This is a genomic window from Rathayibacter tritici (assembly GCF_002932875.1).
Taxonomy (GTDB): Bacteria; Actinomycetota; Actinomycetes; order Actinomycetales; family Microbacteriaceae; genus Rathayibacter; species Rathayibacter tritici.
Map to the genome: position 1 here is coordinate 13,091 of NZ_PSWS01000040.1, position 13,368 is coordinate 26,458.

Here is a 13,368-nt window from a genome sequence, read left to right on the forward strand (position 1 = left end):
GGCGGCGGCACAGCTGCGCTCCACCTCGTGCGCTGACTCCGGGACGACCCGCGTCCTGCAGCCGAGAGAGAGTACGACCCGATGAGCGAACGCGCGTCCACCCGGACCACCGCAGCACGGCACGGCCGCCTGCGACGGCAGAGCGGAGTGCGTTTCGCCGTACGGGTCCTCGCGGCCTGCGCGGGTGTGGGCCTGCTCAGCGCCGTCTGCATCGTGGCCATCGCCGCCTCGCTGATCGCCGGCAGCGCGCGTCCCTCCGTCGACCTCGGCGCGGGCGGCGGCACGGTCCCCGAGATCGGGGCGATCCAGGGCGGCGTCAACATCCTGCTCGCCGGCAGCGACAGTGCGGACGGGTCGGCGGCGGGCGCTTTCGGCGACCGGGCCGAGAACCTCAACGACGTCACTATGCTCATGCACATCTCGGCCGACCACTCCACCGTCGAGGTAGTCAGTTTCCCTCGGGACCTGTACGTCCCGATCCCCTCCTGCACCGACCCGAAGACCGGAGCCGTCTCGGGCGCCGTGGACTCGGCGAAGATCAACACCTCGCTCGAAGCGGGCGGGCTGGCCTGCACCGTGAAGACGGTGGAGCAGCTGACCGGGCTGCAGATCCCCTACGCGGCCCTGATCCAGTTCGAGGGTGTCATCGAAATGTCCAACGCCGTGGGCGGAGTCGACGTCTGCGTGGCGACGCCGATCCAGGACGAGTACACGGGCCTGAACCTCGACGCGGGCACCCACACCCTCGTCGGTGCCGAGGCGCTGGCGTTCCTGCGTACTCGCCACGGAGTCGGCGATGGCAGCGACCTCACCCGCATCTCGAGCCAGCAGGTCTACCTCTCGTCCCTCGTGCGCAAGGTGAAGAGCGCGTCGACCCTGTCGAATCCGGTCAATCTCTACGGCCTCGCGAAGGCGGCCGTCTCGAATATGCAGCTCTCGACCTCGCTCGAGAACGTGAACACCCTGGTGTCGATCGGCCTGGCCGTGAAGGACGTCGATCTCGCGAAGGTGGTCTTCGTGCAGTACCCAACGTACGTCGACGGCAACGGCGTGTATCCGAGTGGGGATGCGGCGGCGGCGCTGAACGCCGCGCTCCTCGCGGACCAGCCGATCGCCCTGAGCGGTACGACCGGCGGCGGCTCGCAGTCGACCGATCCGGCGCCCACCGCGACCCAGGTGCCCGCCGCGACGCCCCAGGCTCCCGCGACGACCGCGCCCGACGGGCCGGTCACCCTCCCGAGCGATGTCTCCGGCCAGACCGCGCAGCAGGAGACTTGCACGATCGGCCGCACGCTCTCGGACCAGTAGCAGCACGGCTTCCGGGGCCGTCGCCCCAGTCCGGCGCGGAGGCGTGCGCCCGTGTCGCGGGGCCCTCGCGGGTGCGGTTATGATGGTCGTCGTGCGTCCGCCAGCGGGCGCTCAGGAGTCGTCGCATAGTCCGGTCGAGTGCACCACCCTGCTAAGGTGGAGAACCCTTTATTGGGTTCCGTGGGTTCAAATCCCACCGACTCCGCTCCGTCCGAAGGCCCTGCTCACGCGGGGCTTTCGGTGTTTCCGGGGGCGTGCCGGAGCGGCCACGCTCTCGGGCGGGCCCGCTCCCGGAGCGGCTACCCTGATCGGATGTCCAGCCCGATCCTCGACGCTCTGTCCGCCCCTCCTGCGCGGAGGGATGTCGCCTCGATCCGCGGCGCGCTCGCCGAGATCGCGATCGGCGACTCGGTCCGGGTCCTTGTCCGCTCGCCGCGCTACGGCCTCTACGGGATCGAGGGGGTCGTCCGTCAGGCGGTCGGCGGCGAACTCGTCGTCGCCGACGTCTTCCTCGGGACCGGCACCGAGATCCAGAGCATTGCGTTGGCACCGGACGCCGACGAGGTCGGCGGCGAGCGCTCGGCAGCGGGCCTCGAACACGGGGACCCGGTGCGCGTGGCCTTCTCGACTCCGGCGCTCGGATCGTTCACCATCACGGGCCCGCTGACGGCCGGTGGTCGGGACGCGTTCCTGCTGGTCGGCAGTTGGATCGTGGCCGATGCCGGTGAGCCGGGCCGCCACGTCGACCGCATCGAGCGCCTGACGGACGTCGGAATCCACGAGAAGCACGTCCCCGGGCGCCGCTCGGCAGTCGAGGAGTAGCGGATCAACTCTGGCAGTGCGGGCACCAGTAGGTGACCCGCAGCTGGAGCTCGTCATCGCCGAGTTCGCCGCGCGCGATCGGAGTGCCGCACCGGCGGCAGGGGCGGCGGTCGCGTCCGTAGACCCACAGCTGCTGGCCGGGGCGCAGGTTGCCGGTCGTGGTGCGCTCGATCCGCTCCCGATTGACGGTGATCAGCCGCTTCGCGAGGGCGATGGTGCGCACGAGGTCCCCGCTCTCGGCGACGGGGCGCGTGGGCAGCACGCCGCGCAAGAAGCACAGCTCCGCCCGGTAGACGTTGCCGAGACCGGCCATGATCCGCTGGTCGAGCAGGGCGAGGCCGATCGGGCGCGCCGGGTCGGCGGAGAGGCGGCGCAGGGCCTCGTCCGGGTTCCAGTCGGCGCCGAGCAGGTCGGGGCCGAGGTAGCCGACCACGTCCTCCTCGGCCGCGCGCGGCACGATCTCGAGGAGCCCGAGGTCGAAGCCGACCGCCTGCCAGTCCTCGGTTTCGAGGACGATCCGGGCCTGGAACGCGGGCCGGTGCCACGTCGGTCGCTCGCCTCCGCCGCGGGCGTAGAGATGCCAGCTGCCCTCCATCTTGAGGTGGGAGTGGATCAGTGCGTCCCCGACCCGCATCAGCAGGTGCTTGCCACGGGAGACGACCGCGTCGATCGTCTCGCCCGTGAGGTCGACCGTCGCGTACGTCGGCACGCGGACGTCGCATCGGGTCAGGACCTCGCCGTCGAGCGCCTCGGCAAGGTTGTGCGCGGACCGGTAGACGGTGTCACCCTCGGGCACGGCGGCTCCTCTCGGCGCTCACGAGCGCATCCTCAGGCCGCGCGGATTCGCGACGAAGCCCGCGGCGACGAGGGCGTCGCCGAAGGGTGTGCCGAGCGCGAAGACGCCGTCGATCTTCTCGACGGTCAGCTTCTCGACGCCGCGGGAGCGGACCAGCTGCGAGAGCGCGCCGGCCGCGTCGGCGAGGGCCGACTCGTCACGGGTGAAGGTGAGGGCGGTCTTGCCGCCGCGCTCGAGGTAGACCGCGAGCGCTCCATCGACCACGGCGACGAGCGCGCCGGCCTTGCGCCCGGGGCGGTGGCCCTCTCCCTGGGGCCACGGCAGCGCCGCGCCGAACGGATTGGCGGGGTCGGTCGCGGCGAGGGCGAGGACCGGTCGTGAGCGCTCCTGGGCCTCGTCCTGCGGTGCGAACGTGCGAAGCCGGTCGACGCTCCCGGCGGTGCCGAACTGTGCGGCGCCCAGCTTCTCGATGAAGTAGCCGCGCCGGGCACGACCCTGCTGTTCGAATCCGCTGAGCACCTTGTAGGCGAGGGCGAACCCGCCGAGGACGCCCTCGGCCTGCACGGAGCCGCGGGTGACGATCCCGTAGCGCTCGAGCAGGATCTCACCGAGCGCGTGTCCGCGGATCGTCGCGTCCGACTCCGCGAGCGGGACGATCGACCAGCGACCCCCAGCGGTCGGCGGTCCGACCCGGGTCGCCATCGTGGGCCGCGCGGTCATCCGGCCCCGGGGGGCGCGGGCGCGGGCGGGAGCGCGTGGCTGGCGGTGGGCGCCTCCGGTCGAGCCGACGAGCGTGCGGAGCGGGGCGAGGGTGTCGTTGGTCACCAGCCCCGCCCAGACCAGCTCCCACAGGGCATCGACCAGGCCGGAGTCGTCGGTCGAACCGACCGCGTCGGAGAGCTGGCGGAAGAAGTAGCCGCCGCCCGAGCCGAGCACGCCGACGATCTCCTGCTGCAGCTCGGTCAGCGTCACGGCCTCGACGGCCGGGACGGGCAGGGTCAGCCCAGCCGTGTCGGCGAGGTGCAGGCTCACCCAGCCGTCATTGCCGGGGAGGGTGCCGGCGCCGGCCCAGAGGACCTCACCTGTGGCGGTGAGCTCATCGAGCATCGCGGGGGAGTAGTCGCGGACGCGCGCCGGCAGGATCAGCGACTCCCAGGCCGAGGCGGGGATGGGTGCTCCCGCGAGCTGGTCGATTACGGAGGCGACGCCGTCGATCCCGCGGAGGGAGCCGCCGACGTGCTGCCAGGCGGGGAGGAAGCGGGCGTAGGCCGCGGCATTGACCGGCTCGACCTCCTTGCGCAGCGCGGCGAGCGAGCGGCTGCGCAGGCGCCGCAGTACCTCGGCGTCGCACCACTCGGTGCCGGTGCCGGTCGGCCGGAACTCGCCCTCGGAGACACGGCGCTCACCGGAGAGGCGGCGCAGGGTGTCGGTGACGACCGCGACGCCCAGGCCGAGCCGGGTGGCGACCGCAGCGGCGGTGAACGGGCCGTGGGTGCGGGCGTACCGGGCGACCAGATCGCCGAGCGGATCGCGGACCGGGTCGATGAAGGCGACGGGAACGCCGATCGGCAGCGGCACGCCGAGCGCGTCGCGGAGCCGGGAGGCGTCTTCCATTGCCGCGTAGCGCTGTTCGCCAGCGAGGCCGACAGGCAGGACGCGCTTTGCCTTCACGAGTGCAGCGACGTGAGCGTCGAGCACGTCGCGCTCGATCGGCGACGCCTTCGCGACGTCGGCTGAGGCGACCGCCTCGTCGACCAGCCGCTCGCCGAGCTCATCGAGCGTCAGCGGGCCGAGGAGCCGCAGCAGGTCGGCCGCTCCCTCAAGCCCGCGCAGCCGCCGCTCCGGCTCGATTCGCTGCAACTCGCGCTCGATCTGCGACAGGACGGCCGGGTCGAGCAGTTCGCGCAGCTCGGCGCGACCGAGCAGCTCGCCCAGGAGCGTCGCGTCGACGGACAGCGCAGCGGCCCGGCGCTCGGCCAGCGGACTGTCGCCCTCGTACATGAACGCCGCGACGTAGCCGAAGAGCATCGATCGCGCGAACGGGCTGGCCGTGGGCGTTTCGACCTCGAGGATCCGCAGCTCGCGCCCGTCCAGGCGCGCGGCGAGGCGCAGCAGGGCGGGCAGGTCATAGACGTCCTGGAGACACTCGCGGACGGTCTCGAGGATGATCGGGAACGTCGGGTAGGTGCGCGCCACGTCAAGCAGCTGGGCCGCCCGCTGCCGCTGCTGCCACAGCGGGGAGCGCTTGCCGGGGTTGTACCGCGGGAGCAGGAGCGCCCGCGCCGCGCACTCGCGGAACCGGGCGGCGAAGAGGGCGGATCCGCCGACTTCGCTGGTGACGAGCTGCTCCAGCTCCTCGCGCTCGAACAGGAACAGCTCGGCGCCGGGCGGCTCCGACTCGGTGTCGGGGATTCGCACCACGATGCCGTCGTCGCCGGCCATCGCCGCCCCGTCGACGCCGTGCCGCTCGCGCACACGGGCGCCGATGGCGAGGGCCCAGGGGGAGTGGACCTGCATGCCGTACGGGGAGTGCAGCACCAGCCTCCAATCGCCCAGTTCATCGCGGAAGCGCTCGAGCACCAGCGTGCGGTCATCCGGGATCTGCCCGGTGGCCAGGCGCTGCTCGTCGAGGAAGGACAGGAGGTTGTTCGTCGCGTACTCGTCGAGCCCCGCGGCCGTGCAGCGCTCACGGGCCGTCTCGGGCGCGGCGGCGCCCACCTCGCGGGTGAAGGCGCCAATCGCCTCACCCAACTCGGCGGGGCGCCCCTGCGAGTCGCCCTTCCAGAACGGGAGGCGCCCCGGCTCGCCGAACGCGGGCGTCACGATCACCCGGTCGTAGGTGATCTCTTGAATGCGCCAGCTCGTCGCTCCGAGGGCGAAGACGTCGCCCACTCGGGACTCGTACACCATCTCCTCGTCGAGCTCGCCGACGCGATTGCCGGTGGAGCCGGGCTCGCCGACCATGAAGACGCCGAAAAGGCCGCGGTCGGGGATCGTGCCGCCGCTGGTGACGGCGAGGCGCTGGGCGCCGGGGCGGCCTGTGAGCGTGTTCGCATCGCGGTCCCAGACCAGGCGGGGACGCAGCTCCGCGAACTGGTCGGAGGGGTAGCGGCCGGAGAGCAGGTCGAGGGTCGCCTCGTACGCGGAGCGGGGCAACGAGACGAAGGGCGCGCTGCGGCGGACCGTGTCGAACCACTCGTCCACATCGAGGCTCTCGAGGGCGGTGGCGGCGACGGTCTGCTGCGCGAGGATGTCGAGCGGGTTCGCCGGCACGGCGATGGCCTCGATCAGCCCGGAACGCATCCGCTCGGTCGTGACGGCCGAGTGCAGGAGATCGGCGCGGTGCTTGGGGTAGAACGATCCCCGCGAGACCTCGCCGACCTGGTGGCCGGCCCGGCCCACGCGCTGCAGGGCGCTCGCGACCGAGGGCGGCGTCTCGACCTGCACGACGAGGTCGACCGCGCCCATGTCGATCCCGAGCTCGAGGCTCGACGTCGCGACCACGCAGCGCAGCCGGCCCGACTTGAGGTCGTCCTCGATGATCGCCCGCTGCTCCTTGCTCACCGAACCATGGTGCGCACGGGCCAGCAGCGGTTCCTCGTCGAGAGCGGACTGCCCGGTCCCGCTCGTGCCTCCGGCCGCGCCCATCGCCTGGGCGGGGGCGCGTCGAGCGGAGGAGGAGACCTCGGCCTGCAGCGCCCCCACCGCGACGGGCCCACCCGCCTCGCGCGCCCGCTCCGCCGCGAGTTCGCGTCGCTCCGCGTGGATCTCGTTGAGCCGGGCGGTCAGCCGCTCGGCGAGACGGCGGGAGTTCGCGAAGACGATGGAAGAGGTGTGCGCGAGCACCCGATCGACGATCGACTCCTCGACGTGCGGCCAGATCGATCCGCTCTGCGGGCCGGTGGCCCCCATCGTCGAGCCGTCCTGCGGAGCCGCCGTTCCCAGCTCGGACATGTCCTCGACCGGGACGATGACGCTGAGGTCCCACTGCTTCTCGGAGGCGGGAGCCACGATCGCGACGGGCGAGCGACCGGCGAGGAACCGGGCCACCTCCTCGCGCGGGCGCACCGTCGCGGAGAGGCCGATCCGTTGCACGGGCTGCGGCAGTAGGGCATCGAGGCGCTCGAGTGAGACGGCGAGGTGCGCCCCGCGCTTGGTCGAGGCGACCGCGTGCACCTCATCGACGATCACGGTCTCGACCCCGCGCAGCGACTCACGGGCCGCCGAGGTGAGCATGAGGTAGAGCGACTCGGGCGTGGTGATCAGGATGTCCGGCGGGGTCTTCTGCAGCACGCGCCGCTCGGCGGCCGGCGTGTCCCCGGAGCGGACGCCGACCGTGACCGCTGTGGGCGCACTGCCGATCCCCTCGGCGCTCAGCCGCAGCGCCGTCTGCGTGACCCCGACCAGCGGAGACCGGAGGTTGCGTTCGACATCGACTCCGAGCGCCTTCAGCGGCGACACATAGAGCACGCGCGTGCGGTGCTGCGCATCCTCCGGCGGCGGGCTCTGCACGAGCCGATCGATCGCCCAGAGGAAGGCCGAGAGGGTCTTGCCGGAGCCGGTCGGCGCGACCACGAGAGCGTGCGCACCGCTCGAGATGGCCGACCAGGCGCCCTCCTGCGCCGAGGTCGGTGCCGGGAACGCGCCCTGGAACCACGCCCGCGTGGCGGGGGAGAAGCGCTCGAGGACATCCGGCATGGTCCCATCCTCCCTGCCACCACCGACATTGCCGGGGCAGCCGTCCGAGGGCGAGCCCTTGACGCGCGCGAGCCCCTCGCTCAGGCGAAGCCGAGCCGCACGAAGGTGCTGATATCGGCGAGTTCTGCCTGGCCCACGCCGTGCGCCACCCCCTCGTACACGCGGGCGTCGAGCGCCGTGTGCGTCGGGAACCACGCGGCGGCGTCCCGCACGAGTTCCTCCGGGATGACGGTGTCGAGGGTGCCGCGGCCCCAGAACACCGGTGGACGCTCGCGCGCGAGCCGCTCGTCCGCGTCGTCGCCCTCCGGCAGCGGCGCGACGAATCCGGACAGGGCCACCGCGAAGGCGAAGCGCCCCGGCGCGCGCCGCAACAGCTGCACCGCGAGCGCCGCGCCCTGCGAGAAGCCCAGCAGTCCGACCGGCCCCGTGTGTTCCAGCGCGTCCAGCCACTCGATCACACCGCCGGCCGCAGCGTCGACCGCCTCCGGATCGGCGTGCGGCGCATCCGGCAGGAGCGGCAGGCGGAGTGGCCACCACGCGTTCGCCCCGCCCCCCACCACCAGGGGCGCCCGGAGGGAGGCGAGCACCGGCTCCAGCGGCAGGTAGGCGCCGAGCGAGAACAGATCGCCCTCGTGCGAGCCGTAGCCGTGCAGCAGCACCAGGAGGGGCCGCCCTCCGCGGTCGCGCTCGGAGGAGGACCACAGCACCGCGTTCGCGTCGATTCCCATCGCACCATCATCCCTCCGAGCGCAGGATCCGCCCGCGCCGGTCGGGCGACCAGCCGCGACGGGTAAGAATGGCACCATGAGCGTGCGCACCCCTGACCCGAACTCCGGGTGGCTGTCCGACGATGAACTCGCCGACATCCGCCGGAGGCTGCCGCTGCTGTACGTGGAGGCGGTGCCGGTCCGCGTCGACGGACTCGGGCAGGTCACCGAGGTCGGCGTGCTGCTGCGCGCGACCCCCTCCGGCCAGATCACCCGCACGATCGTCTCGGGCCGCGTGATGTACGGAGAGACGCTGCGCGACGCGCTGTTCCGCCACCTCGAGAAGGACCTCGGCCCGATGGCCTTCCCCCTCCTCCCCGCGAGCCCGCTGCCCTTCCACGTCGCCGAGTACTTCCCCATGCCCGGCATGGGCCCGTTCACCGACGACCGCCAGCACGCGGTCTCGCTCGCCTACGTCGTCCCGGTCACCGGCACCTGCGACCCCCGCCAGGACGCCCTCGAACTCACCTGGATGACCCCCGACGAGGCGTGCTCGGACGCGATCTCCGCCGAGATGGAGGGCGGGCGCGGCGCGCTGCTCCGCGCCGCGTTGGCCTCGGTCGGTCGTCTCTCTTAGCGGCGCCGAGCGGCCTTCTTGCGCGCCGCGGTCGGCGTCCTGAGACGGTGGGCCGAATGGAGCGTCCCGCGACCGCCTGGACGGACTCGCCGTCGCGCGCGGCCCTGCACAATGAAGGCTCAGAGTGGGGTAATCGCTCGTTCACAGGGCTCTAGGTGTTTGCAGCCTTCGTTGTGACGGAGACCCTTCGTGAGGGCTCTCGCCCAGAGGAGCACGAACTCTGGAGCGCGATCACCGATCGCCCGGCCCACGGACCAGCCACTCACCGCGAGGCGAACCGCTGATCCGCGTGCCAGCGGGTCGGCGTAGCCGTCCGCGCCCCGCCCTGCGGAACGCACCCCGTCGGGAACCCGACCGCGGTGCACCGCTGCGCGGGGCGCACAATGGTTCAGCCCTGCGCGCGACGCCCACCGCGGCGCGCGCCGCCCGCGGACTCGCGAGCGGGCGCGGCCGAGGATGCTCCACCGGTCGCGGTGCTGTAGAACGAGCGCGAGCCGCCCGAGGTCGAGGGGGCGCCGGCGGCCGAACGGCTGCGTCCCCCGCGGGCGCCGCCACGGGCGGGTCCCTCTGCGGCGGTGCGGTCGCGGCGGGGGCGGTCGCCTCCGCCGGTCGCTCCACCCGTCGAGCGTCCGCCGCGGGATGCGGCAGTGCCCTCCGTGCGTGCCGCGCGCTTGCGCTGCGCGTTGGCGCCCTGCGAGCGTCCGCCCTGCGACTGGCCGCGAGCGGGCTCGACGACGGCGGAGGGAGTGACGTACGGCGCGATGTCGCCGACGAGCTTCGCGACGGCGGCGGAGTCCGCGGTCACCTGCTGAGGTGCGACCTGGATCGCGGCCTTGCGCAGGAGAGTCTTCACATCGCTGCGCTGCGTAGGCAGCACGACGGTGACGACGTCGCCCTCGCTACCGGCGCGCGCGGTGCGGCCGGAGCGGTGCAGGTACGCCTTGTGCTCCATCGGCGGGTCGACGTGGATCACGAGCTCGACGTCGTCGACGTGCACGCCACGGGCGGCGACGTCGGTGGCCACGAGCACCTTGACGGTCCCTGCGCCGAATGCGGCGAGGTTGCGGTCGCGGGCGACCTGCGAGAGGTTGCCGTGCAGGTCGACAGCGGGGATGCCCTGACCGGTGAGCTGCTTCGCGAGCTTCTTCGCGTGGTGCTTGGTGCGCATGAACAGAATGCGGCGGCCGGTGCCGGAGGCGAGAGTCTTCACGAGCGCGTTCTTGGCGTCGAGACCGTCGACCTCGAAGACGTGGTGGGTCATCAGCGCGACGGGCGAGTTGGCCTCGTCGACCGAGTGCAGCACCTCGTTCTGCAGGTACTTCTTCACCAGCTTGTCCACGCCGTTGTCGAGCGTCGCCGAGAACAGCAGGCGCTGTCCGCCGCGGGGGGTCTTGTCGAGGATCCGGGTGACGACGGGCAGGAAGCCCAGGTCGGCCATGTGGTCGGCCTCGTCGAGGACGGTGATCTCCACGGCGTCGAGGGTGACGAAGCCCTGCTTCATCAGGTCCTCGAGGCGGCCGGGGCAGGCCACGACGATGTCGACGCCCTGCTTCAGCGCGGCGACCTGGCGCTGCTGCGACACGCCTCCGAAGATCGTGGTGGTGACGATGCCGTAGGCCTCGGCGAGGGGCTGCATGGCGGCCGTGATCTGGGTGGCCAGCTCGCGGGTCGGCGCGAGGATCAGCCCGAGCGGGCGGCCGGGGCGGCGGCGTCCGCCGGCGAGAGAGCCACCGAGGCGGGCGATCATCGGGATGGAGAAGGCGAGAGTCTTGCCCGAGCCGGTCTTGCCGCGGCCGAGGACGTCGCGTCCGCCAAGGGTATCGGGCAGCGTGTCGACCTGAATGGGGAAGGGCTCGGTGATGCCGCTCGCGGTGAGCGCGGCCACGAGGGGGGCCGGCACGCCGAGGGCGCTGAAGGAGGAGGGGGTGTTCGACATGGAGTGGTGCCTTTCGGGGGCATCATGCCGATCGGTAGTCGCGCAGGCGGTGGCCGGGGCGCGAGGATCGGCGTTCGGGCGAAGGTGACGGTGGTCACATCCGTTCGCCGTACGTTTCGGTGCGCGCGGCCGGGGCCTCATGCACGTGCGCCAGATGGTCGGGACGGATCCTCGACGGTCAGAGTCCTAGGGGACAAGGGGCGTTCTACGACGCGGGGGAGCGCAGTCGCTGCGCTCGCACCCTCCTACCCTAGTGGATGCCGATCCACCCGCGCATCGCGCTCTGCACCCGGGAGCCGTCCCGGTCGCTCAGCTTCGTACCGACGAAGGCCTCCGCCCAGTCCGACGTCTGCACGCGGAACGGCGGCTCCGGGTCGCGCAGGGTCTTCACAATGACGGCGGCGACATCGGAGGGGTCCTGCGCGTGGGTCGAGGAGAAGGAGGACGCGACGCGGTCGAGGTAGGCGCTGAAGGCCGGGGCGTAGGGGCCGGCCTGGGCGAGCATCGCGCCTGCGTCGAGACCGAGGTTCTCGACGAAGCTGCTGCGGACGGCTCCTGGCTCGATCAGCGAGACGTGGACGCCGACGGACGCGGCGACGGGAGCGAGCGCCTCGAAGAAGCCTTCGACCGCGAACTTCGCCGCACAGTAGTCCTCGTTGAACGGCTGGCCGATCGCGCCTCCGACGCTCGAGACGGTCACAATCCGGCCGCGGGACGAGCGCAGCATCGGTAGCGCGGCGCGGGTCACCGCGACGGTGCCGAAGAAGGTGACCTCCATCACGCGGCGCAGCTCCTCCGGGTCCTCCAGCTCGAGGGTGCCGAGGTGCCCGGCGCCGGCGTTGTTCACGAGGGCGTCGAGGCCGCCGAGCTCCTTTTCGACGCCGCGGAGGCAGGCGGCGACGGAGTCGGCGTCGGTCACGTCGAGCTCCCGCAGGTCGAACTCGACCCGCGCGGCGTCGGCGGCAGCCAGTAGCCCCTCGGCCCGCTCCACATCGCGCACCGTCGCGACCACCCGCCAGCCCGCGCGTGCGGCTTCGATCGCGGTGGCGCGGCCGATGCCGGTGGAGGTTCCGGTGACGAGGAGGACGGGACGGGGCATGCGGATTTCCTGCTTTCCGGCGCGGTGGCGCCGCCGGGAGGCTATCGGCCGTCCCTCCGAGCACGTCCAGGCTCGGCGTCAGCCCCGGTAGCGCTCGCCGACCGGCACCTCGACGGAGAGCGTGTTCCCCGCCTGTGCGAGCGGGCAGGCCCAGGCCGGGTCGTAGGCGCAGGAGGGGTTGTAGGCGAAGTTGAAGTCGATCACGAGCGTTCCGGGGGCGGCACCGGGCCCGAGGTCGGCGCCCTTCACCGTGTCCAGGAGGTAGCGGCCGCCGCCGTACGTGCCGCCCGGAGTCCCCGCCAGCGCGTCCTTGACCGGCAGGAACAGCCCTCCGCCGTAGGACGCGAGCCGCCAGACGTCGAGGCTGCCCACGGCGGGGACGTCGACGGTGCCGACCAGCTCGAAGGGCACAGTGCCGTCGGTGCCGGTCTCCACGTCCATTCGCCGAGACTCCTCGGCGGGGGTGACCTCGAGTTCGAATCGCCACGCCGCGTCGTAGGGTGCGATCGGCAGCGAGCGGAAGTGCGCCCGGTCGGCCGGCAGGAGCGGAGTGGAGGGGTGCTGCGCGAAGAGCGCGTTGCGCCCGCGGATCCACGACGCGTGCGCTGCAAGCAGGTCGACGTTCGAGAGCCGGCGCACCTCCGCGTAGAGGGCCTGAACGTGGCGCCGCCAGTCCGACACCTCCACAGCGGTAGTAAGGCGGCGGCGCGGCGACACGCCGTCGTCGCCCTGGTCGTCCTCCTCCGTGGAGGGCCACTGGAGGCGCAGGAGCTCGGAGCGGGAGAGCTCCGTCGCCTCCTCGGCGACACCGTCGGGGCTCATGCTGCGGACTCCCCGCGCGGGCGGGTGTCGGCGCCGAGATCGTGGCGCCAGGACGGGGCGAGGGAGCGGATGCGGATGCCGCGCCACTGCCAGAACGCCCACATCGACGGCCAGAGCGCGGCCGAGGCGAGACCGGCCGAGAATTCCAGGCGGTCGCGGAACAGCGTGCGCCCATCGGGGAGCGGGGCCACGGCCATCCGGTGGTCCCACGCGGTGATCAGGCGGAGCGAGCCGGACAGCGGCCCACCGCTGTCGCGCAGGATTCGGACGTCGGGCATCGCGGGCACGCGACGGTAGGAGAGGTCGATCGCCTGTGCTCCCATCGGCACGATGCCGAGGGCGTCCATCGCGACCTCGTGCGAGCCCAGACCCCAGGTCGGCCGGAAGCCGCCCTCGTCCAGCGACGCGGCGGTCAGGAGCGGGGACATCACCTCCCGGAACACGGCCGGACTCTGCAGGGCGCGCCAGGCGGAGTCGGCGTCGGTGTCGAGCACGTGCTTGAGCATCACCTTCACATGTGCCATCCTCCTCCGCCCGCCGCTG

Annotated in this window: 10 protein-coding genes and 1 tRNA gene; 4 read left to right on the forward strand and 7 right to left on the reverse strand. The window is 72.5% G+C overall.

Going from position 1 to position 13,368, the window contains the following annotated elements:
- Positions 1–81: 81 nt before the first annotated feature.
- The 3 genes from C5D07_RS06215 to C5D07_RS06225 all read left to right on the forward strand — a co-directional run bounded on the left by C5D07_RS06215 (position 82) and on the right by C5D07_RS06225 (position 2,130).
- Entirely contained in the window at positions 82–1,308 is a 1,227-nt protein-coding gene (locus tag C5D07_RS06215; protein ID WP_068251373.1) for an LCP family protein, read from the forward strand.
- A 114-nt stretch (positions 1,309–1,422) separates the two neighbouring features.
- A tRNA-Ser gene (locus C5D07_RS06220) sits at positions 1,423–1,513 on the forward strand.
- A 107-nt stretch (positions 1,514–1,620) separates the two neighbouring features.
- Positions 1,621–2,130, forward strand: a complete 510-nt coding sequence (locus C5D07_RS06225; protein ID WP_104258958.1) for a hypothetical protein — start codon at positions 1,621–1,623, stop codon at positions 2,128–2,130.
- A gap of 4 nt (positions 2,131–2,134) precedes the next feature.
- On the opposite strand, the gene C5D07_RS06230 is transcribed toward C5D07_RS06225, so the two are convergent.
- From C5D07_RS06230 to C5D07_RS06240, 3 genes are all read right to left on the reverse strand, one after another.
- A complete protein-coding gene (locus C5D07_RS06230; RefSeq protein WP_104258959.1) occupies positions 2,135–2,926 on the reverse strand; it encodes a DNA-formamidopyrimidine glycosylase family protein in 792 nt (263 codons plus the stop codon).
- 18 nt (positions 2,927–2,944) lie between these two features.
- Complete coding sequence (locus C5D07_RS06235; RefSeq protein WP_104258960.1) at positions 2,945–7,624, reverse strand: ATP-dependent helicase; 4,680 nt, start codon at positions 7,622–7,624, stop codon at positions 2,945–2,947.
- A gap of 80 nt (positions 7,625–7,704) precedes the next feature.
- Positions 7,705–8,352: an alpha/beta hydrolase gene (locus C5D07_RS06240; protein ID WP_104258961.1), complete on the reverse strand. Its 648-nt coding sequence runs from the start codon at positions 8,350–8,352 to the stop codon at positions 7,705–7,707.
- Positions 8,353–8,428: 76 nt separating this feature from the next.
- On the opposite strand from C5D07_RS06240, the gene C5D07_RS06245 reads away from it, so the two are divergent.
- Entirely contained in the window at positions 8,429–8,968 is a 540-nt protein-coding gene (locus tag C5D07_RS06245; protein ID WP_068251385.1) for an NUDIX hydrolase family protein, read from the forward strand.
- 388 nt (positions 8,969–9,356) lie between these two features.
- Here the strand turns inward: C5D07_RS06245 and C5D07_RS06250 are convergent, their stop codons facing one another.
- The 4 genes from C5D07_RS06250 to C5D07_RS06265 all read right to left on the reverse strand — a co-directional run bounded on the left by C5D07_RS06250 (position 9,357) and on the right by C5D07_RS06265 (position 13,349).
- Positions 9,357–10,904 carry a DEAD/DEAH box helicase gene (locus C5D07_RS06250; protein WP_104258962.1) on the reverse strand — a complete coding sequence of 516 codons (1,548 nt, stop codon included), beginning with the start codon at positions 10,902–10,904 and terminating at the stop codon, positions 9,357–9,359.
- 250 nt (positions 10,905–11,154) lie between these two features.
- Complete coding sequence (locus tag C5D07_RS06255) at positions 11,155–12,003, reverse strand: SDR family oxidoreductase (RefSeq protein WP_068251389.1); 849 nt, start codon at positions 12,001–12,003, stop codon at positions 11,155–11,157.
- 78 nt (positions 12,004–12,081) lie between these two features.
- Complete coding sequence (locus tag C5D07_RS06260) at positions 12,082–12,825, reverse strand: DUF1684 domain-containing protein (protein WP_104258963.1); 744 nt, start codon at positions 12,823–12,825, stop codon at positions 12,082–12,084.
- A complete protein-coding gene (locus C5D07_RS06265) occupies positions 12,822–13,349 on the reverse strand; it encodes a hypothetical protein (RefSeq protein ID WP_104258964.1) in 528 nt (175 codons plus the stop codon). Before C5D07_RS06265 ends, C5D07_RS06260 begins: the two co-directional genes overlap by 4 nt.
- Positions 13,350–13,368 lie beyond the last annotated feature (19 nt).

Bases quoted from the DNA above. Each gene is read 5' to 3' on its own strand.
- C5D07_RS06215 (WP_068251373.1), top strand. From the start codon at position 82: ATGAGCGAACGCGCGTCCACCCGGACCACCGCAGCACGGCACGGCCGC.
- C5D07_RS06225 (WP_104258958.1), top strand. From the start codon at position 1,621: ATGTCCAGCCCGATCCTCGACGCTCTGTCCGCCCCTCCTGCGCGGAGG.
- C5D07_RS06235 (WP_104258960.1), bottom strand. From the start codon at position 7,624: ATGCCGGATGTCCTCGAGCGCTTCTCCCCCGCCACGCGGGCGTGGTTC.
- C5D07_RS06240 (WP_104258961.1), bottom strand. From the start codon at position 8,352: ATGGGAATCGACGCGAACGCGGTGCTGTGGTCCTCCTCCGAGCGCGAC.
- C5D07_RS06245 (WP_068251385.1), top strand. From the start codon at position 8,429: ATGAGCGTGCGCACCCCTGACCCGAACTCCGGGTGGCTGTCCGACGAT.
- C5D07_RS06250 (WP_104258962.1), bottom strand. From the start codon at position 10,904: ATGTCGAACACCCCCTCCTCCTTCAGCGCCCTCGGCGTGCCGGCCCCC.
- C5D07_RS06255 (WP_068251389.1), bottom strand. From the start codon at position 12,003: ATGCCCCGTCCCGTCCTCCTCGTCACCGGAACCTCCACCGGCATCGGC.
- C5D07_RS06260 (WP_104258963.1), bottom strand. From the start codon at position 12,825: ATGAGCCCCGACGGTGTCGCCGAGGAGGCGACGGAGCTCTCCCGCTCC.
- C5D07_RS06265 (WP_104258964.1), bottom strand. From the start codon at position 13,349: ATGGCACATGTGAAGGTGATGCTCAAGCACGTGCTCGACACCGACGCC.